The 18,555-nt window shown below is 68.7% G+C and carries 12 protein-coding genes; 10 read left to right on the top strand and 2 right to left on the bottom strand.

What is annotated here, in order from left to right; all coding sequences use genetic code 11:
• Window positions 1-11: 11 nt before the first annotated feature.
• On the bottom strand, window positions 12-2,531 hold the full coding sequence (nirB, locus tag ACAM42_RS29245) for a nitrite reductase large subunit NirB (RefSeq protein WP_369630245.1): 2,520 nt from the start codon (window positions 2,529-2,531) through the stop codon (window positions 12-14).
• Between the two features lie 450 nt (window positions 2,532-2,981).
• On the opposite strand from nirB, the gene ACAM42_RS29240 reads away from it, so the two are divergent.
• The 5 genes from ACAM42_RS29240 (at window position 2,982) to ACAM42_RS29220 (ending at window position 6,599) form a co-directional block, all read left to right on the top strand.
• The gene (locus tag ACAM42_RS29240) at window positions 2,982-3,470 is read left to right on the top strand and encodes a YbaK/EbsC family protein (protein ID WP_062477348.1); all 489 of its coding nucleotides are present in this window, start codon (window positions 2,982-2,984) and stop codon (window positions 3,468-3,470) included.
• Window positions 3,467-3,736 carry a DUF1289 domain-containing protein gene (locus ACAM42_RS29235; protein WP_082818188.1) on the top strand — a complete coding sequence of 90 codons (270 nt, stop codon included), beginning with the start codon at window positions 3,467-3,469 and terminating at the stop codon, window positions 3,734-3,736. The genes ACAM42_RS29240 and ACAM42_RS29235 overlap by 4 nt, the downstream gene beginning before the upstream one ends.
• Window positions 3,733-4,371, top strand: a complete 639-nt coding sequence (locus tag ACAM42_RS29230) for a 2-hydroxychromene-2-carboxylate isomerase (RefSeq protein ID WP_095746907.1) — start codon at window positions 3,733-3,735, stop codon at window positions 4,369-4,371. Before ACAM42_RS29235 ends, ACAM42_RS29230 begins: the two co-directional genes overlap by 4 nt.
• A gap of 213 nt (window positions 4,372-4,584) precedes the next feature.
• Window positions 4,585-6,279, top strand: a complete 1,695-nt coding sequence (locus tag ACAM42_RS29225; RefSeq protein WP_062477354.1) for an MFS transporter — start codon at window positions 4,585-4,587, stop codon at window positions 6,277-6,279.
• 131 nt (window positions 6,280-6,410) lie between these two features.
• Entirely contained in the window at window positions 6,411-6,599 is a 189-nt protein-coding gene (locus tag ACAM42_RS29220) for a hypothetical protein (RefSeq protein WP_056577413.1), read from the top strand.
• Window positions 6,600-6,615: 16 nt separating this feature from the next.
• Here the strand turns inward: ACAM42_RS29220 and ACAM42_RS29215 are convergent, their stop codons facing one another.
• Window positions 6,616-7,746, bottom strand: coding sequence for an ABC transporter substrate-binding protein (locus tag ACAM42_RS29215; RefSeq protein WP_062477357.1), 1,131 nt, complete (start codon window positions 7,744-7,746; stop codon window positions 6,616-6,618).
• 185 nt (window positions 7,747-7,931) lie between these two features.
• Here ACAM42_RS29215 and uvrA point away from each other — a divergent pair, with 185 nt between their 5' ends.
• The 5 genes from uvrA to ACAM42_RS29190 all read left to right on the top strand — a co-directional run bounded on the left by uvrA (window position 7,932) and on the right by ACAM42_RS29190 (window position 18,532).
• Complete coding sequence (uvrA, locus tag ACAM42_RS29210; RefSeq protein ID WP_369630244.1) at window positions 7,932-13,682, top strand: excinuclease ABC subunit UvrA; 5,751 nt, start codon at window positions 7,932-7,934, stop codon at window positions 13,680-13,682.
• 222 nt (window positions 13,683-13,904) lie between these two features.
• Complete coding sequence (locus ACAM42_RS29205) at window positions 13,905-14,954, top strand: ornithine cyclodeaminase (protein WP_062477364.1); 1,050 nt, start codon at window positions 13,905-13,907, stop codon at window positions 14,952-14,954.
• A 34-nt stretch (window positions 14,955-14,988) separates the two neighbouring features.
• Entirely contained in the window at window positions 14,989-16,035 is a 1,047-nt protein-coding gene (locus ACAM42_RS29200; protein ID WP_369630243.1) for a histone deacetylase family protein, read from the top strand.
• Window positions 16,036-16,140: 105 nt separating this feature from the next.
• The gene (locus ACAM42_RS29195; RefSeq protein ID WP_369630242.1) at window positions 16,141-17,109 is read left to right on the top strand and encodes a Bug family tripartite tricarboxylate transporter substrate binding protein; all 969 of its coding nucleotides are present in this window, start codon (window positions 16,141-16,143) and stop codon (window positions 17,107-17,109) included.
• A gap of 226 nt (window positions 17,110-17,335) precedes the next feature.
• Window positions 17,336-18,532, top strand: coding sequence for a porin (locus tag ACAM42_RS29190; protein WP_062477373.1), 1,197 nt, complete (start codon window positions 17,336-17,338; stop codon window positions 18,530-18,532).
• Window positions 18,533-18,555: the final 23 nt, after the last annotated feature.

Below are 18,555 nucleotides of genomic sequence, written 5' to 3'. Positions count from 1 at the left end.
TTGTGGGTCGCTCAGGCTTCGCTGGTCTCGCGGCGCTCTTCGGGGCGCGCGGGGCGGTTCTGGCCGCGCTCCTGCACGAAGACGATGTGCTCGTCGGGCTTCTCGCTGTTCACGAAGGAGCGGAAGCGCTGGCGCGTGGCGGGGTCGTTCACCGCGGTCTTCCATTCGCACTGGTAGGTGTCGACCACGTGCTGCATCTGCGCCTCGAGCTCGGCGCCCAGGCCCAGCGTGTCCTGCAGCAGCACGCCCTTGAGGTAGTCGAGGCCGCCCTCGAGGTTCTCGCGCCAGGTGCTGGTGCGCTGCAGGCGGTCGGCCGTGCGCACGTAGAACATCAGGAAGCGGTCGATCATGCGGGTGAGGTCGGCCTTGCTCAGGTCGCTCGCCAGCAGCTCGGCGTGGCGCGGCTTCATGCCGCCGTTGCCGCACACATAGAGGTTCCAGCCCTTGTCGGTGGCGATGATGCCGACGTCCTTGCCCTGCGCCTCGGCGCATTCGCGGGTGCAGCCCGACACGCCGAACTTGATCTTGTGCGGCGCGCGCAGGCCCTTGTAGCGGTTCTCCAGTTCCACGGCCAGGCCCACGCTGTCGTCCACGCCGTAGCGGCACCAGGTGGAGCCCACGCAGCTTTTCACCGTGCGCAGCGACTTGCCGTAGGCATGGCCCGACTCGAAGCCGGCGGCGATGAGTTCTTCCCAGATGGCCGGCAGCTGCTCCACGCGCGCGCCGAACATGTCCACGCGCGCACCGCCGGTGATCTTGGTGTACAGGCCGTACTTCTTCGCGACCTGGCCCACGGCGATCAGCCCCTCGGGCGTGACCTCGCCGCCGGGCATGCGCGGCACCACGGAGTAGGTGCCGTCCTTCTGGATGTTGCCCAGGAAGTAGTCGTTGCTGTCCTGCAGGCCGGCCAGGTCTTTCTTGAGCACGAACTCGTTCCAGCACGAGGCGAAGATGCTCGCGGCGGTCGGCTTGCAGATGTCGCAGCCCAGGCCCTTGCCGTGTTTCGTGAGCAGGTCGGCGAAGCTGCGGATCTCGCCCACGCGGATGAGGTGGTACAGCTCCTGGCGCGAGTACGGGAAGTGCTCGCACAGGTGGTTGTTCACGGCCATGCCGCGCTTGCCCATTTCCATCTTCATGACCTGCGTGACCAGCGGCACGCAGCCGCCGCAGGTGGCGCCGGCCTGGGTGCAGGCCTTCATCTCGGCGGGCGTGCACACGCCCTGGCCCACGGCCTCGCAGATCTGGCCCTTGGTGACGCTGTTGCACGAGCAGATCTGCGCGCTGTCGGGCAGGGCCTCGACGCCCAGGCCCGGCTTGGCCTTGCCGTCGCTCGACGGCAGGATGAGGAACTCGGGCTCGTCGGGCAGTGCGATGCCGTTGAGCGCCAGCTGCAGCAGCGTGCCGTACTCGCTGGCGTCGCCGACCAGCACCGCGCCCAAGAGCTGCTTGCCGTCTTCGCTCACCACGATCTTCTTGTAGACCTGCTTGCGCTCGTCGATGTACTGGTAGGCGCGCGACTTCGGCGTCTTGCCATGCGCGTCGCCGATGCTGGCCACGTCGACGCCCATCAGCTTGAGCTTGGTGCTCAGGTCGGCGCCGGTGAAGGCCGCGTCGTCCTGGCCGGCGATGTGGCGGGCGGCCACGCGCGCCATGTCGTAGCCCGGCGCGACGAGGCCGAAGGTCTGTTCGTTCCACGACGCGCATTCGCCGATAGCGTAGACGTTGCGGTCGCTGGTGCGGCAGTGGCTGTCGATCGCCACGCCGCCGCGCGGGCCCACGGCCAGCAGGCTCTGGCGCGCCAGTTCGTCGCGTGGGCGGATGCCGGCGGAGAACACGATCATGTCGGTCTCCAGGTGCGTGCCGTCGGCGAACACCATGCGGTGCCGCGCGCTCGCGCCGTCGACGATCTCCACCGTGTTGCGGCCGGTGTGCACGTGCAGGCCCAGCGCCTCGATGCTGCCGCGCAGCGCACGGCCACCGCCTTCGTCGACCTGCACCGCCATCAGGCGCGGCGCGAACTCGACGACGTGCGTCTCCAGGCCCATGTCGCGCAGCGCCTTGGCGCACTCCAGGCCCAGCAGGCCGCCGCCCACCACCACGCCGCTGCGCGACTTGGCGCCGCAGGCCTTCATGGCGTCCAGGTCCTCGATGGTGCGGTAGACAAAGCAGTTCGGCCGGTCGCGGCCCGGCACGGCCGGCACGAAGGGGTTGGAGCCGGTGGCCAGCACCAGCTTGTCGTAGGCGATCACCTCGCCGTCGGCCGTGGTCACGGTGTTGTTGCGCCGTTCGACGGCCACGGCCCGCGCGGCCAGGCGCAGCGTGAAGCCGCTGCGCTCGAAGAAGCCGGGCTCGACCAGCGACAGGTCGTCGGCCGTCTTGCCGGAGAAGTACTCGGACAGGTGCACCCGGTCGTAGGCCGGGCGCGGCTCTTCGCACAGCACGGTGACCTGTGCGCCGGGAATGCCGAGCGTGTGGAGTTGCTCGAGGAACTTGTGGCCGACCATGCCGTGGCCGATGACTGCGATCTTCATTGGGGGTCCTGCACGCAACCGGCCCTGGAAGGCGCCCCCTCAGCCGCTGTCGAACAGACAGCGTCGTTGGGGCCCCCGCGACGGAACGGATGCGAAATGGGTTGGAGCAGACGAACCGGCGGCGGGCGGCCATCGGTGCGCTTGAACCCCGCCGTCGTTAGCGGAGGCATTGCGAACCCGCCGCAGAGGCCGGTGGGTCGCCACCGTGTTCAGCAATAAGCGTGCCGCGCTCAAAAGCCCGTGTGGCGGGCCTCATCGGCCGATGGCGCACCGAAAACGGACCGGGGCCGGCACGCCGCGCACGGGCGTCGTGCGCCGGCGCTCTCCGCATTGGTGCGCCGGGGTGCAGGGGCGCAAGGCGGCGGCGGCGCCGGTGCGCGGGGCTTTTCCGTATGCTCGGGGCCTTGCAACGCAGGGCGAACGCCCCCCACGAACCCCGAAGAACTTGCCATGTGCGGCTCCGAACTCCATTCCCTCCCTGAAGGTGTCCAGCGCGTCTCCCGCGTGCTGCAGGACGCCGGCCATCCCCATGCGCCCCGCATGCTCGACGACGCCTGCCGCACCGCGCAGCAGGCCGCCGACGCGCTCGGCATCTCGGTCGGGCAGATCGCCAAGAGCATCATCTTCCGCCGCAAGAGCGACGAGGCGGCGGTGCTGGTCATCACCTCGGGCGACAAGCGCGTCGACGAGAAGAAGGTCGATGCCATCGTCGGCAAGACCGGCCGCGCCGACGCCGACTTCGTGAAGGCGCGCACCGGCTTCACCATCGGCGGCGTGTCGCCGGTGGGCCATGTGACGAAGCCGGTGGTGCTCATCGACCGCGAGCTGTTCCGCTTCGAGGAAATCTGGGCCGCCGCGGGCCATCCGCACGCCGTGTTCCAGCTGCACCCGACCGATCTCGAGAAGCTCACCGGCGCGCCGGTGGCCGACGTGGTGTGAACTTCGACGAAGCGCATGCGCTCGCCGAGCGCGCCGGGACCGTGCAGCGCATGGACGGCGAGGTGCCCTCGCCGTGCTCGTCGGTGTGCCGCATGGACCGCCTGAGCGGCTTTTGCGAAGGGTGCCTGCGCACCATCCCCGAGATCGCCGGCTGGAGCAAGATGGAAGACGACAGCCGCCGCCAGGTGTGGCGCGCGATCGAACTGCGGGCCCAGGCCGGCATCTGGCGCGTGCCCGAACCCACCACAGGAGACCACGACGCATGAAGCACATCGACTTCTATCTCGATTTCATCTCGCCCTACGCGCACCTGGCGTTCGAGCACCTGCCCGAGGCGCTCGAAGGCCTGAGCGTGAGCGTGGCCTACAAGCCGGTGCTGCTGGGCGCGCTGCTCAAGCACCACGGCCAGCTCGGGCCGGCCGAGATTCCTTCCAAGCGCAGCTGGACCTACCGCCACGTGCTGTGGCTGGGCCAGGCGCACGGCATCCCCATCGAGATGCCGGCCTCGCACCCCTACAACCCGCTGCCGCACCTGCGCCTGGCCGTGGCCACGGGCGACGACGGCAGCATCAGCCGCCTGGCAGCCGAGACCCTCTTTCGCCATGTGTGGCGCGGCGGCGAAGAAGCCGGCGATGCCACGCGGCTGGCCGCGCTCACGGCGCAGCTGCAGCCGAAGCGCGACGTGAACGGCGACGACAACAAGGCCCTGCTCAAGCGCAACACCGACGAGGCCGTGGCGCAGGGCGTGTTCGGCGTGCCCTGCTACGTGGTCGACGGGCGCCTGTTCTGGGGCTTCGACGGCCTCGCGATGCTGCGCGCCTACCTGCAGGGCGATGCCTGGTTCGACGGTCCGCAATGGACCGGCGCCGACCAGCGGCCCTCGTTGCTGCGCAAGAGCTGAGGCTTTTTTGCTGCTTCGCAGCAAGGACTGAGGACAAACCCGCGCAGGGTCCTTGTTTCTTACAAGCTGAAACGAGCAGCGCGGGTTTCACCCTAAACCGTAAGCGCCCGTTCAGTTTCGCGAAAGCCTCGGGTCAGTCGCGCCTCCAAGAATGCCCCACGGTCCCGAATGCCGGGAACCGATGGACGCATACATACACACCAGGAGACGACGATGGCAGCCACGCTAGATTCAAGGGGAGTGCCGCATCCGGCCCCCCGGCCCATGTCCGCGGAGGAGAAGAAGGTCATCTTCGCCTCCTCGCTCGGCACCGTGTTCGAGTGGTACGACTTCTATCTGTACGGTTCGCTCGCCGCGATCATCGCGAAGCAGTTCTTCAGCGGCCTGGATGCGGGCGCGGCCTTCATCTTCGCGCTGCTGGCGTTTGCCGCCGGCTTCCTGGTGCGTCCGTTCGGCGCCATCGTGTTCGGCCGCCTGGGCGACATGATCGGTCGCAAGTACACCTTCCTGGTGACGATCCTGATCATGGGCCTGTCGACGTTCATCGTCGGCCTCTTGCCCAGCTACGCGACCATCGGCGTCGCGGCGCCGGTGATCCTGATCGCGCTGCGCATGCTGCAGGGCCTGGCGCTCGGCGGCGAGTACGGCGGTGCCGCCACCTACGTGGCCGAGCACTCGCCGCACGGCAAGCGCGGTGCCTACACCTCGTGGATCCAGACCACGGCCACGCTCGGCCTGTTCCTGAGCCTGATCGTGATCCTGGGCGTGCGCACCTGGCTCGGTGAGCAGGCCTTCGGCGAGTGGGGCTGGCGCATTCCGTTCCTGGTCTCCATCCTGCTCTTGGCCATCTCGGTGTGGATCCGCCTGACGCTGTCGGAGTCGCCGGCCTTCCAGAAGATGAAGGCCGAGGGCAAGACCTCGAAGGCACCGCTCGCCGAATCCTTCGGCCAGTGGAAGAACCTGAAGATCGTGATCCTGGCGCTGATCGGCCTCACGGCCGGCCAGGCCGTGGTCTGGTACTCGGGCCAGTTCTACGCGCTGTTCTTCCTGACGCAGCAGCTCAAGGTCGATGCGACCACTGCCAACCTGATGATCGCCGCCGCGCTGCTGCTGGGCACGCCCTTCTTCGTGGTGTTCGGCACGCTGTCCGACAAGATCGGCCGCAAGCCGATCATCATGGCCGGCTGCCTGCTGGCCGTGGTCACCTACTTCCCGGTCTTCAAGATGCTGACCGAAGCCGCCAACCCCGACCTGGCCCGCGCACAAGCCACGGCCGGCGTCACCGTGACGGCCGACCCGAAGACCTGCTCGTTCCAGGGCAACCCGGTGGCCCGCGAGATCGACTTCAAGAGCTCGTGCGACATCGCCAAGCGCTACCTCGTGCAGAACTCGGTGAGCTACGAGAACGTGGCCGGCGCGCCCGGCTCCGCGGCCGTCGTGAAGATCGGCGACAAGACCGTCGAGGCGCCCACCGGCGTGGTCGCGAACTCCAAGTTCGACGAAACCAGCGTCAAGGCCATCGCCGCCTTCAAGAAGGGCGTGGCCGAAGACCTGAAGGTCGCCGGCTACCCGTCCAAGGCCGACCCCGCCAAGATCAACAAGGTGCTGACCATCGTGCTGCTGTTCTGGCTGGTGCTGCTGGTGACCATGGTCTATGGCCCGATCGCCGCGATGCTGGTCGAGATGTTCCCCACGCGCATCCGCTACACCTCGATGAGCCTGCCGTACCACATCGGCAACGGCTGGTTCGGCGGCCTGCTGCCGACCACCGCCTTCGCCATCGTGGCCTCGACCGGCAACATGTACAACGGCCTGTGGTACCCGATCATCATCGCGGGCATCACGCTGGTGATCGGCACGCTGTTCATCCGCGAGACCAAGGACGTGGACATCTACGCCAACGACTGATCGGCGGCATCTGGAGGGGGCCGCGCGGCGGCTGCCCTCCGTTCAACAAAGAGGCTTCATGCCCCGCGGCATGAGGCCTTTTTCTTGAACCCTCTTCATCCCCCGTTTCACCTTCTCAGGAGACAGTACCCATGTGGAAAATCGTTGTCGGCTTCGTCATCTTCGCCGCCATTGCCCTGTATGTGATTTCGATGGGCGGCGACAAGATCGACATGTCCGGCGAGAAGCACGGCGGCGACACGACGCACGCCCCCGCACCGGCGGCCACGCCGGCGCCTGGCGCATCGGCACCGGCTGCCGCGGCCTCCGCCGCGAAGTAACGCAACGGGGCGCGCGTCAGCGCTTGAAGCGGCCTTCGCTGATGATCGCGAGGTCCGCGAAGTCGATGCCGCTGTGATCCTGCGGCGAGTAGCTCACCTCGAGCCCGCCGCCCAGGTCGTAGCCCTTGAGGCTTTCGAGCGCCGCGAGCACCTTGGCGCGCGTGGGCTTGGGGCCTGCGCGGCGCAAGGCCTCCACCAGCACCTTGGCCGAGGCGAAGCCCTCGAGCGCAGCCGGTGACAGCTCGCCCTGGCCCTTGGCGCGGGCGAGCGTCAGCGCCTCCTTCACCATCGGCTGGCCCATCGAGCGCTCGCTGGGGAACACCTGCGTCACGATCACGCCGCGGCTGGCGTCGCCCAGCTGCTTGATGAAGCCCGACGAGGCGTTGTTCGACAGCGTGACCACCTGCGCCGCCGAGCCCGCGGCGCGCAGCGCCTTGATGCCGTCGACCACCGCCACGCCCGAGCCGATCCACACCACCGCCTGCGCGTCGGCCTTCATGATGGCGGGCACGATGGTCTTGTAGTCGGGCTTCTCGCGGTCGGCCGGCACGGTCGCGATCGGCTGGGCCTTGCCCTTGGTGAAGCCGTTCATCGCGCCCTGCAGCGCGTCGGCGCCGAACGAGTCGGTCACGTGGACCACGGCGATGCGCGTGAGGCCGATGGTCAGCAGGTGCTGCACCGCCTTCTCGGCTTCGCGCTGGTAGGTGGCGCGCACGTTGAACACGTGCTTTTGCAGCGGCTTGTGCAGCACCATCGCGCCGGTCGAGGGGCCGATGAGCGCCACCTCGTTCTTGTCCAGGTACGGGATGATGGCCTGCGAGTGCGGCGTGCCGCGGCTCATGAAGAGCGCGAGCACCTTCTTGTCCTCGATCAGCACGCGCGCGTTATCGCCCGCGCGCTTGACGTCGAAGGCGTCGTCCATGCGGATGACCTCGATCTTCTCGCCGTGGATGCCGCCCTGAGCATTGGCCGCGTCGATCACCAGCTGCGCGCCGCCGATGGTCTCGTTGACGCTGGCGGCCACCGAACCGGTCATGCCCGCGGTCTGGCCGATCACGATCTGGGCCGAGGCGCCCATCGCGCACAGCGCCAGCAGGGCGGCCACGCCGAGCGCGTGCCGTGAACCTGCCACTTTCTTCTTCGTCATGAAAGCCTTTCGGAGCCTTCGGGAGACTCGCTGAACAATTGTGAAAACAAATGTCGCATTTGTTTCATAAAGTGTCTTTGGACGCATCCAGACAAACCCCTGCGCGGGCGCCGCCCATGCGCCGGCGTGGGCCGAAGCGTCACGAAGCACTCCCTAGAATGTTTGCCCCACCCCCCAAGGCACTCATGACACAGGGCTCCATCCGGATTCGCGGCGCGCGCCAGCACAACCTCCAGAACCTCGACCTCGACATCCGCACCGGCGAGATGACCGTGGTCACCGGGCCCAGCGGCTCGGGCAAGTCGAGCCTCGTGTTCGACACCCTCTACGCCGAAGGCCAGCGCCGCTACGTGGAGACCTTTTCCGCCTACGCGCGCCAGTTCCTGGACCGCATGGACAAGCCCGCCGTCGACAAGGTGGAGGGCGTGCCGCCCGCCATCGCCATCGACCAGACCAACCCGGTGCGCTCCTCGCGCTCCACGGTCGGCACGATGACCGAGCTGAACGACCACCTGAAGCTGCTCTACGCGCGCGCAGCCCAGCTGTTCGACCGCGAGACCGCGCTGCCGGTGCGCCACGACTCGCCCGACAGCATCTATGCGCAGATCGCCGAGCGGGCGGCGGCCGCGGGCGACCCGCGCATCGTCATCACCTTCCCGGTCGAGCTGCCGGCCGGCACCACGGCGGACGAAGTGACGCAGTGGCTGTCGGCCAGCGGCTTCACGCGCGTGCAGGCCGAGCGCGAGGTGGCCACGCCCACCGGTCCGCGCAAGGTGCTCGACGTGGTGGCCGACCGCTTCCGCATCTCGAGCGCGGAGCGCGCGCGCGTGGTCGAAGCGATCGAGGTGGCGCTCAAGCGCGGCAGCGGCCGCGTCACCGTGCATGCGACTGGCGCCGAGGAAAACGCCCCTACCGATGTGTGGAAGTTCTCCACCGGCCTGCACTGCCCCGAGAGCGACATCCGCTACACCGACCCCATCCCGTCGATGTTCTCGTTCAACTCGGCGGTGGGCGCCTGCGACACCTGCCGCGGCTTCGGCCGCGTGATCGGCGTCGACCTGGGGCTCGTGATCCCGAACGACAAGCTCACGCTGCGCGCCGGCGCCATCAAGACCATCCAGACGCCCGCGTGGAAAGAGGCGCAGGACGACCTCATGCGCCACGCCGAGGCCGCCGGCATTCCGCGCGACACGCCGTGGAACAAGCTCACCGAGGAGCAGAAGCACTGGGTGATCGAGGGCACGCCCAACTACAAGGAAGGCAACTGGAACAAGCAGTGGTACGGCGTGCGCCGCTTCTTCGGCTACCTGGAGAGCAAGGCCTACAAGATGCACATCCGCGTGCTCTTGTCGAAGTACCGCAGCTACACGCCGTGCCCCGTGTGCAGCGGCGCGCGCCTGAAGCTCGACCCGCTGCTGTGGCGCATCGGCAGCAAGGACGACGCCGACGCCGTGCTGCCGCCTGAAAAGCGCTTCCTGCCCACCGGCGCGAAGTGGAGCCGCGCGCAGCTCGAGGCGCTGCCCGGCCTGTGCCTGCACGACCTGATGCTGTTGCCCATCGAACGGTTGCGCAAGTTCTTCGACCGCGTGGAGCACCATGGCAACGGCAGTCCCGCCAGCGAAGGCGAGGCGCAGGCGCTGAAGCTGCTGTTCGAGGAGATCACCACGCGCCTGCGCTACCTGCACGACGTGGGCATCGGCTACCTCACGCTCGACCGCCAGAGCCGCACGCTCAGCGGCGGCGAGGTGCAGCGCATCAACCTCACGACGGCGCTGGGCACCTCGCTGGTGAACACGCTGTTCGTGCTCGACGAGCCCAGCATCGGCCTGCATCCGCGCGACATGAACCGCATCACCGAGGCCATGCTGCGCCTGCGCGATGCCGGCAACACGCTGGTGGTGGTCGAGCACGACCCGGCCGTGATGCTCGCAGCCGACCGCGTGATCGACATGGGCCCCGGCCCCGGCGCGCGCGGCGGGCAGATCGTGTTCGACGGCGGCACCGACCAGCTGCGCGACGCCGACACGCTCACCGGCCAGTACCTGGGCGGGCGCAAGAAGATCGGCATGGGCTTCAAGCGGCTCGTGAGCGAGAACACGCACCGGCTCATCCTCGAAGGCGTGCGCGAGCACAACCTGAAGAACATCACGGTCGACTTTCCGCTCGCGCGCCTCGTGTGCGTGACCGGCGTGAGCGGCTCGGGCAAGTCCACGCTCATCCAGGACGTGCTGGCACCCGCGCTCATGCGCCACTTCGGCAAGGCCACCGAGACGCCGGGCGCGCACGACCGCATGCTCGGCGCCGATCACCTGGGCGACGTGGTGTTCGTCGACCAGTCGCCCATCGGCAAGACCGCGCGCTCCAACCCCGCCAGCTACGTGGGCGCGTGGGACGCCATCCGCGAGATCTTCGCCACCGCGGCGCTGTCGCGCCAGCGCGGCTACACCGCGAGCAAGTTCAGCTTCAACTCCGGCGACGGGCGCTGCCCGACCTGCGGCGGCTCGGGCTTCGAGCACGTCGAGATGCAGTTCCTGTCGGACGTGTACCTGCGCTGCCCCGACTGCGACGGCAAGCGCTACCGGCCCGAGATCCTCGAAGTGAAGATCGAGCGCAAGGGCCGCGGCTACAACGTGGCCGACATCCTGGAGCTCACCGTGGCCGAGGCCGCGGCGCTGTTCGACACCGACCGCGACGTGCTGCGCGTGCTGCAGCCCATCGTCGACGTGGGCCTGGACTACGTGAAGCTCGGCCAGCCCGTGCCCACGCTCTCGGGCGGCGAGGCGCAGCGCCTGAAGCTCGCGGGCTTCCTGGCCGAGGCCGCCAAGAGCGCGACCGCGAGCCGCCAGATGGTGGCGCGCAAGGGCACGCTGTTCCTGTTCGACGAGCCGACCACCGGCCTGCACTTCGACGACATCGCGCGGCTCATGCGCGCGCTGCGCAAGCTGCTCGACGCGGGCCATTCGCTCATCGTCATCGAGCACAACCTCGACGTGATCCGCGCCAGCGACTGGCTCATCGACCTCGGCCCCGAAGGCGGCGACGCCGGCGGCCAGGTGGTGGCCGAAGGCACGCCCGAGCAACTGCGCGAGAACCGCGCCTCGCTCACCGGCGCGGCGCTGGCCGACTACGAACTCGCCGTCGGCCCGGGCGCCTACAAGGTGGCCGAGCGCGCCGCGCGGCGCTACATCGCCAATGCGAAGACCGCGCCCGGCGGCAACGCCATCGAGATCGTCAATGCGCGCGAGCACAACCTGAAGAACCTCAGCGTCGACATTCCGCGCGGCAAGTTCAGCGTGGTGACGGGCGTGAGCGGCTCGGGCAAGTCGACGCTGGCATTCGACATTCTTTTCAACGAAGGGCAGCGCCGGTATCTCGAATCGCTCAACGCCTATGCGCGCAGCATCGTGCAGCCGGCGGGCCGGCCCGAGGTGGACGCGGTGTACGGCATTCCGCCCACGGTGGCCATCGAGCAGCGCCTGTCGCGCGGCGGGCGCAAGAGCACGGTGGGCACCACCACCGAGGTGTGGCACTTCCTGCGCCTGTTGTACGTGAAGCTGGGCATCCAGCACTGCGTGCACGACGGCGCGGCCGTGCAGCCGCAGACGCCCGACAGCATCGCCGCGCAGCTGATGCGCAACTTCAAGGGCCAGCACATCGGCCTGCTCGCGCCGCTGGTGAGCAACCGAAAGGGCGTGTACACCGAGCTGGCCGACTGGGCGCGCCCGCGCGGCTTCACGCACCTGCGCGTGGACGGCGACTTTTTGCCGACCACGGGCTTTCCGCGCATCGACCGCTTCAAGGAACACAGCATCGAGCTGCCCGTGGCCAGCCTCGACGTGCTGCCCTCGCAGGAGAACGAACTGCGCGCGGCGCTCACCAAGGCGCTCGAGCACGGCAAGGGCGTGGTGCATGTGCTGAGCGAACTCGACGGCCTGCGCGCCGCCATGATGGCCGGCGTGTCCGCCGTGGGCATCGGCCGCGTGCAGGTGTTCTCCACGCTGCGCGCCTGCCCGGTGTGCAGCACCAGCTATGCCGAACTCGACCCGCGCCTGTTCAGCTACAACAGCAAGCACGGCTGGTGTCCCGACTGCGTGGGCACGGGCGTGAAGCTCAGCAAGGACCAGCGCAAGGTCTTCGACGATTCGATCCGCGACGACGACAGCAAGGGCCGCGAACAGACCTTCGCCGAGCCCGAGGTGGAAGACCTCGCCGACGTGGCCTGCCCGACCTGCGAGGGCACGCGCCTGAACGCGACCGCGCGCGCCGTGGGCTTCGGCACCGCGGCCGACGGCTCGGGCGGCATCGGCATCACGCAGCTGGCGCGCATGAGCGTCACCGAGGTGCGCCAGTGGTTCGAGGGGCTGGTGCTCAACGGCCGCGAAGCCGAGATCGCCCGCGACCTCGTGCCCGAGATCAAGAGCCGCCTCGAATTCCTGGAAGAGGTGGGCCTGGGCTACCTCACGCTCGACCGTGGCGCGCCCACGCTCTCGGGCGGCGAGGCGCAGCGCATCCGCCTGGCGGCGCAGCTGGGCAGCAACCTGCAGGGCGTGTGCTACGTGCTCGACGAGCCGACCATCGGCCTGCACGCGCGCGACAACCAGATCTTGCTGAACGCGCTGCACAAGCTCGGCGAGAAGGGCAACACGCTGGTGGTGGTGGAGCACGACGAAGACACCATCCGCCGTGCCGACCACATCATCGACATCGGCCCCAGCGCCGGCAAGCGCGGCGGCCGCCTCGTGGCCGAGGGCACGGTGGCCGACATCCAGAAGGCCGGCGATTCGCAGACCGGCCGCTACCTGCGCGATGCCATCAAGCACCCGCTGCAGGCGCGCCGCCTCATTCCCTCGCCCGATCCGAAGGCCGAAGACAGCGGCAACTGGCTGACCGTGCACGGCGCCGACCTGCACAACCTGCAGGACGTGACCGCCACGCTGCCGCTGCACCGCCTCGTGGTGGTCACGGGCGTGAGCGGATCGGGCAAGTCGACGCTGGCGCGCGACGTGCTGCTGGCCAGCGTGCAGGGCATCGTGGTGCAGCGCATGACCAAGGCCGGCCGCGACGCCGATGCCGCGGGCAAGCGCCCGGCCTGGGTCGGCTGCCGCGGCGTCGACGGCTACGAGGTCATCGACCGCGTGCTCGAGGTCGACCAGACGCCCATCGGCAAGACGCCGCGCAGCTGCCCCGCCACCTACATCGGTTTCTGGGACACCATCCGCAAGCTCTTCGCCGACACGCTCGAAGCCAAGGCGCGCGGCTACGGCCCGGCGCGCTTCAGCTTCAACACCGGAGAAGGCCGCTGCCCGGGCTGCGAAGGCGCGGGCGTGCGCACCATCGAGATGAGCTTCCTGCCCGACGTGAAGGTGCCCTGCGAGGTCTGCCACGGCGCGCGCTTCAACCCCGAGACGCTGGCCGTGAGCTGGCGCGGCAAGAGCATCGGCGACGTGCTGAAGATGGAGGTCGACGAGGCGGTGGAGTTCTTCGCCAGCATGCCCAACATCGCGCACCCGCTGCAACTGCTGAAGGACGTGGGCCTGGGCTACCTCACGCTGGGGCAGCCGTCGCCCACGCTGTCGGGCGGCGAGGCGCAGCGCATCAAGCTGGTGACCGAGCTCAGCAAGGTGCGCGACGACATCACCCGCCGCGGCCAGAAGGCGCCGCACACGCTGTACGTGCTCGACGAGCCGACCGTGGGCCTGCACATGGCCGACGTCGAGAAGCTGATCCACGTGCTGCACCGGCTGGTGAACGGCGGCCACAGCGTGGTCGTGATCGAGCACGACCTCGACCTGATCGCCGAAGCCGACTGGATTCTCGACCTCGGCCCCGAGGGCGGCAACGCCGGTGGACGCATCGTGGCGGCGGCGCCGCCGGAGGAGGTGGTGCGATTGGGTACGCACACTGGCGTAGCTCTAAAGGCCGTGTTGGCACGTTGACGCGCACAGGCGCACAATGGCTTGAACCCTTGGCGCAGGCGCATCCTGAATCAGCCATGGTGGAGACCGTGAAATACGGCTTGGCGTTCAAGCGCAGAACAAGGCGGGGTGCCGCAGACAGTGCATTAGCACGGCAAGGCACCCCAACGCGGTTCTGCGTTTGAAGGCAAAGCCGTAGAAGGGATGAAGCGCCGTGCCGGGGGCTACGCAAGGAGCCGCGCCATGACCCGCTTCATCGATGTTCACAGCCTGGTTCGCCTGGTGGATGAGACCGGCGTCCCGGAATTCCTCGTCACGCTGGCCGACGCGCTGCGCGACGACTTCCTGCGATGGCGCGAGTTCGACAAGAAGGCGCGCGTGGCCAGCCATTCGCACCTGGGCGTGATCGAGCTCATGCCCGTGGCCGACGACGGCGCCTATGCCTTCAAGTACGTCAACGGCCACCCGCACAACACGCAGGTCGGCCTGCCCACGGTCATGGCCTTCGGCGTGCTGGCCGAGGTCGACACGGGCTACCCCGTGCTGCTGTCCGAACTCACGCTCACCACCGCGCTGCGCACGGCCGCCACCTCGGCCATGGCCGCCAAGGCGCTGGCGCGGCCCGACGCGCGCAGCCTGGCGCTCATCGGCAACGGCTCGCAGAGCGAGTTCCAGGCGCTGGCCTTCCATGCGCTACTGGGCATCGAGCAGGTGCGCGTGTTCGACATCGACCCGCGCGCCACCGACAAGCTGGTGCGCCACCTCGCGGCCTGCACGCCGATGGAGATCGTGCGCGCCGACTCCACCGCCGAGGCCGTGCGCGGCGCCGACATCGTGACCACCATCACCGCCTACCAGGGCCACGCGACCGTGCTCACGCCCGACATGATCGAGCCCGGCATGCACATCAACGCCGTGGGCGGCGATTCGCCCGGCAAGACCGAGCTGCACCCCGACGTGCTGCGCGGCGCGCGCGTGTTCGTCGAGTACGAGCCGCAGACGCGCATCGAGGGAGAGATCCAGCAGCTGGCGCCCGATTTCCCGGTGCACGAGCTGTGGCGCGTGCTGCTGGGCGAAGTGCCGGGCCGCGAGCGGCCGGAGCAGGTGACGGTGTTCGACTCGGTCGGCTTCGCGCTGGAGGACTACACGGCGCTGCGCTGCATCCAGCAGCTGGCGCTGGAGCGCGGCGTGGGCCGGCAGATCGCGCTGGTGCCCGAGCTCGATGATCCGAAGGACCTGTTCGGCCTCACCGCCTCGGGGCGGCGCCGGGCGGTGCTGCGGCGTGCGGCATGATGGCAGGCCCTGTCGTCACGCCCTTCGCCGCTTCATGCTCACCATCTACAACGACCAGCACGCCCTGCACCAAGGCCAAGTCGAAATGTTCCGGGGCGAGCTGGTGCCCTGCTTCGAGGTGCCCGCGCGCGTCGACCATGTGAGGCACGAACTCGAGCGGCGCGGCCTCGGCCCGCTGCAGGCGCCCGACGCGTTCGACGAAGCGCTGCTGGCGAAGGTGCACGCACCGCGCTACCTCGACTTCATCGCGCATGCCTGGGACGAGTGGGTGGCGCTCGATGCCGCCAACGCCACGCGCGACGCGCTGCCCTCGTACTGGCCCACGCGCGGCATGCGCACCGATGTGCTGCCCCAGAGCTTTCCCGCGCGCCTGGGCCTCTTTGCGTTCGACGCCGGCACGCCGCTGATGGGCGGCAGCTGGGCCGCCGCGCGCCACGGCGCGGCCTGTGCGTGGACGGCGACGCAGCGTGTCATCGGCGGCCAGCGCAGCGCCTTCGCACTCACGCGTCCGCCGGGCCACCATGCGGGCGCCGACTTCTTCGGCGGCTACTGCTTCGTCAACAACGCCGCCGTGGCCGCGCAGGCGCTGCGCGATGCGGGCGTCGAACGCGTGGCCGTGCTCGATGTCGACTACCACCACGGCAACGGCACGCAGGCCATCTTCTACGAACGCAGCGACGTGCACTTCGCCAGCCTGCACGGCGACCCGCTGACCGACTACCCGTACTACCTGGGCCACGCCGACGAGCGCGGCGCCGGTAAAGGCGAGGGCTTCAACCACAACCTGCCGCTGCCGCGCGGCACCGATTTCACGGCCTGGCGCGCAGCGCTCAAGACGGCGCTCGACGGCATCGCGAAGGTGAAGGCCGGCGCGCTCGTGGTCTCGCTGGGCGTCGACACCTTCGAGGGCGACCCGATCTCGGGCTTCAAACTGAAGAGCGACGACTACCTGCGCATGGGCGAAGACCTCGCGCGCGCGGGCCTGCCCACCGTGTTCGTGTTCGAGGGCGGCTATGCGGTGGCCGAGGTGGGTGTGAACGCGGTCAACGTTCTCGAAGGCTTCGCGCAAGCCGCGGGCTGAAGGCGGAGTTGCTTCGGCGACAGCAGTCGGGTGAGCCCCGATTGCTGCACCGGGCGGGGCAGGGCCCAATGCGCGGCTCGATCCACGCTTCAGGAGCCTTCCGTCATGTTTCGCCGTTCCCTTCTCCGTGCCGCCACGCTGGCCGCCTGCGGCCTCGCCGCGCCGCTGGCGGTGCTTGCACAGGCCTTTCCCGCGAAACCCATCAAGCTCGTGATCGCCTTTCCCGCGGGCGGCCCGACCGACATCACCATGCGCCAGCTGGCCGACAACGCCAGCAAGATCCTGGGCCAGCCCGTGATCATCGACAACAAGCCCGGCGCCGGCGGCACGCTGCCCGCGCAGGCGCTGCAGACCGCGCAGCCCGACGGCTACACCGTCGCGCAGATTCCGCTGGGTGTGTTCCGCCTGGGCTACACCACCAAGATCAACTGGGACCCGCTCAAGGACATCACCTACGTGCTGAACGTCACCGGCTATGCCTTCGGCATCGTCGTGCCGGCCGACAGCCCCTTCAAGACCTGGGCCGACTTCGTCGCCTACGCCAAGGCCAACCCCGGCAAGCTCACCTACGGCTCGACCGGCAACCTGACCAGCCCGCACCTCACGACCGAGATCGTGGCGCAGAAGGCCGGCATCCAGCTGCAGCACGTGCCCTACAAGGGCAGCGCCGACCTGATGCTGGCGGTGGTCAGCGGCCAACTGATGGCCGCGGCCGACAGCACCGGCTTCGCGCCGCAGGTCGAGGCCGGCAAGCTGCGCGTGCTCAACACCTGGGGCGAGAAGCGCCTGGCCAAGTTCCCCGACGCGCCCACGCTGAAAGAGCTGGGCTACGACGTGGTGCAGAACTCGCCCTTCGGCATCGGCGCCCCCAAGGGCACCCCGCCCGAGGTCGTGAAGAAGCTGCACGACGCCTTCAAGCAGGCGATGGAAGAGCCGAGCTACGTGGCCTCGCTCGGCCGCTACGACATGCTGCCCAACTACATGAGCTCGGCCACGTACACCAAGTTCGCGCAGGACACGGTGGTGCGCGAGAAGGTGATCATCGACAAGCTGGGGTTGGCGAAAGAGAAGTAAGCGCCCGCCGGAAAAGGGGAGGCGTGCGCGGCGCCTACCCCGATCCGAGACCGCTGTCCTGAACTCACCCCCTATATCCCTCCGTAATCTAGGCGTTAACCCTATGTAATCCCTTTGTCTTCCAGTGAAGGAAAACTCGGACCCAGTCTCGCGGCAACAAGGCCCGGACGTCCCAAAGTCGCGCCCGGTCTCGGCGCAGCGACATCCCCCTCCTGGAGTGACACCAATGAAAAAATCCCTGCTTGTTCTGGCTGCCATCGCAGCCTGCGGCGCCGCGTCGGCGCAATCGACCGTGACCCTGTTCGGCGTGGTCGATGCCGCCTACCGCAACGTAGCGAACAAGAGCGTTTCGACCACCCCCTTTGGCCCCGCCTACAGCGTGAAGGCCAGCCGCACCGAGCTGGCGAATTCGGGCCTGAGCTCGAGCCGCCTCGGCTTCCGCGGCGTGGAAGACCTGGGCGGCGGCCTGTCGGCCAGCTTCTGGCTCGAAGCCCCGATCACGAATGACGACGGCGCCACCGGCGTGTCGAACTTCACCCGCCGCTCGACCGTGAGCCTGGCAGGCAGCTTCGGCGAACTGCGCCTGGGCCGCGACAAGACCGCGACGGTGATGAACGAAGAACAGTTCGACCCGTTCGGCGACACCGGCATCGGCGGCTCGCTGATCATCGACGCCAACGAAGCCAGCGTGCCGGGCAGCGGCTACGGCAGCAACGGCACCTACAAGCGCGCCAGCAACATGGTGCAGTACTTCCTGCCGCGCCTGGGTGGCTTCTACGGCAACGTGGCTTACGGCCTGGCCGAGCAGACGCGCCTGTCGCCCGACACCGCCGCCAGCACCAACACCGGCCGCCACATCGGCGGTCGCCTGGGCTACACGACGGGTCCGTTCGACATCGCCGCCAGCTACGCGCAGAACGACACCAGCTTCACGACCGGCAGCGGCGCCGCCGCCGTGGCACGCCCGGGCAAGGTCAAGACCTTCAACCTCGGCGCGACCTACGACTTCGGCGTGGCCAAGCTGTTCGGCGAGATCTCGCGTTCGAAGGACGAGCGCAACGCGCTGAACATCTTCACGCCCGGCCAGGACGTGGACCTCACCGGCTACCTGCTGGGCGTGACCGTGCCGGTCGGCCCGGGCGTGATCCGCGCGTCGTATTCGCAGGTCAAGTACGACTTCAACCGCGTGCCGGTCTTCGGCGTGAACAACGCCGACCCGAAGGCCAGCAAGCTCGCGCTGGGCTACGTGCACAACCTGTCCAAGCGCACCGCGCTGTACGGCACGGTCGCGCGCGTCAGCAACAAGAACGGCGCGGCGCTCACGGTCGGTGCAGGCCCGTCGTACGCCACCACGTTCAACCGCACCGCGCTGCAGGCCAAGAGCTCGATGGGCTACGAGTTCGGCATCCGCCACACGTTCTGATGTCCTGAAGGGTCGCGCATCGC

Origin of the sequence: Variovorax sp. V35 (assembly GCF_041154465.1) — a bacterium.
In the GTDB taxonomy this organism is placed as follows: domain Bacteria; phylum Pseudomonadota; class Gammaproteobacteria; order Burkholderiales; family Burkholderiaceae_C; genus Variovorax; species Variovorax boronicumulans.
This window is presented reverse-complemented; position numbering and strand designations above follow the sequence as displayed.

Excerpts from the sequence above, each read along its gene's own strand:
- ACAM42_RS29200 (WP_369630243.1), top strand. The coding sequence starts at position 14,989 with ATGCTCACCATCTACAACGACCAGCACGCCCTGCACCAAGGCCAAGTC.
- nirB (WP_369630245.1), bottom strand. The coding sequence starts at position 2,531 with ATGAAGATCGCAGTCATCGGCCACGGCATGGTCGGCCACAAGTTCCTC.
- ACAM42_RS29220 (WP_056577413.1), top strand. The coding sequence starts at position 6,411 with ATGTGGAAAATCGTTGTCGGCTTCGTCATCTTCGCCGCCATTGCCCTG.
- ACAM42_RS29195 (WP_369630242.1), top strand. The coding sequence starts at position 16,141 with ATGTTTCGCCGTTCCCTTCTCCGTGCCGCCACGCTGGCCGCCTGCGGC.
- ACAM42_RS29225 (WP_062477354.1), top strand. The coding sequence starts at position 4,585 with ATGGCAGCCACGCTAGATTCAAGGGGAGTGCCGCATCCGGCCCCCCGG.
- ACAM42_RS29190 (WP_062477373.1), top strand. The coding sequence starts at position 17,336 with ATGAAAAAATCCCTGCTTGTTCTGGCTGCCATCGCAGCCTGCGGCGCC.
- ACAM42_RS29230 (WP_095746907.1), top strand. The coding sequence starts at position 3,733 with ATGAAGCACATCGACTTCTATCTCGATTTCATCTCGCCCTACGCGCAC.
- ACAM42_RS29240 (WP_062477348.1), top strand. The coding sequence starts at position 2,982 with ATGTGCGGCTCCGAACTCCATTCCCTCCCTGAAGGTGTCCAGCGCGTC.
- uvrA (WP_369630244.1), top strand. The coding sequence starts at position 7,932 with ATGACACAGGGCTCCATCCGGATTCGCGGCGCGCGCCAGCACAACCTC.
- ACAM42_RS29205 (WP_062477364.1), top strand. The coding sequence starts at position 13,905 with ATGACCCGCTTCATCGATGTTCACAGCCTGGTTCGCCTGGTGGATGAG.
- ACAM42_RS29215 (WP_062477357.1), bottom strand. The coding sequence starts at position 7,746 with ATGACGAAGAAGAAAGTGGCAGGTTCACGGCACGCGCTCGGCGTGGCC.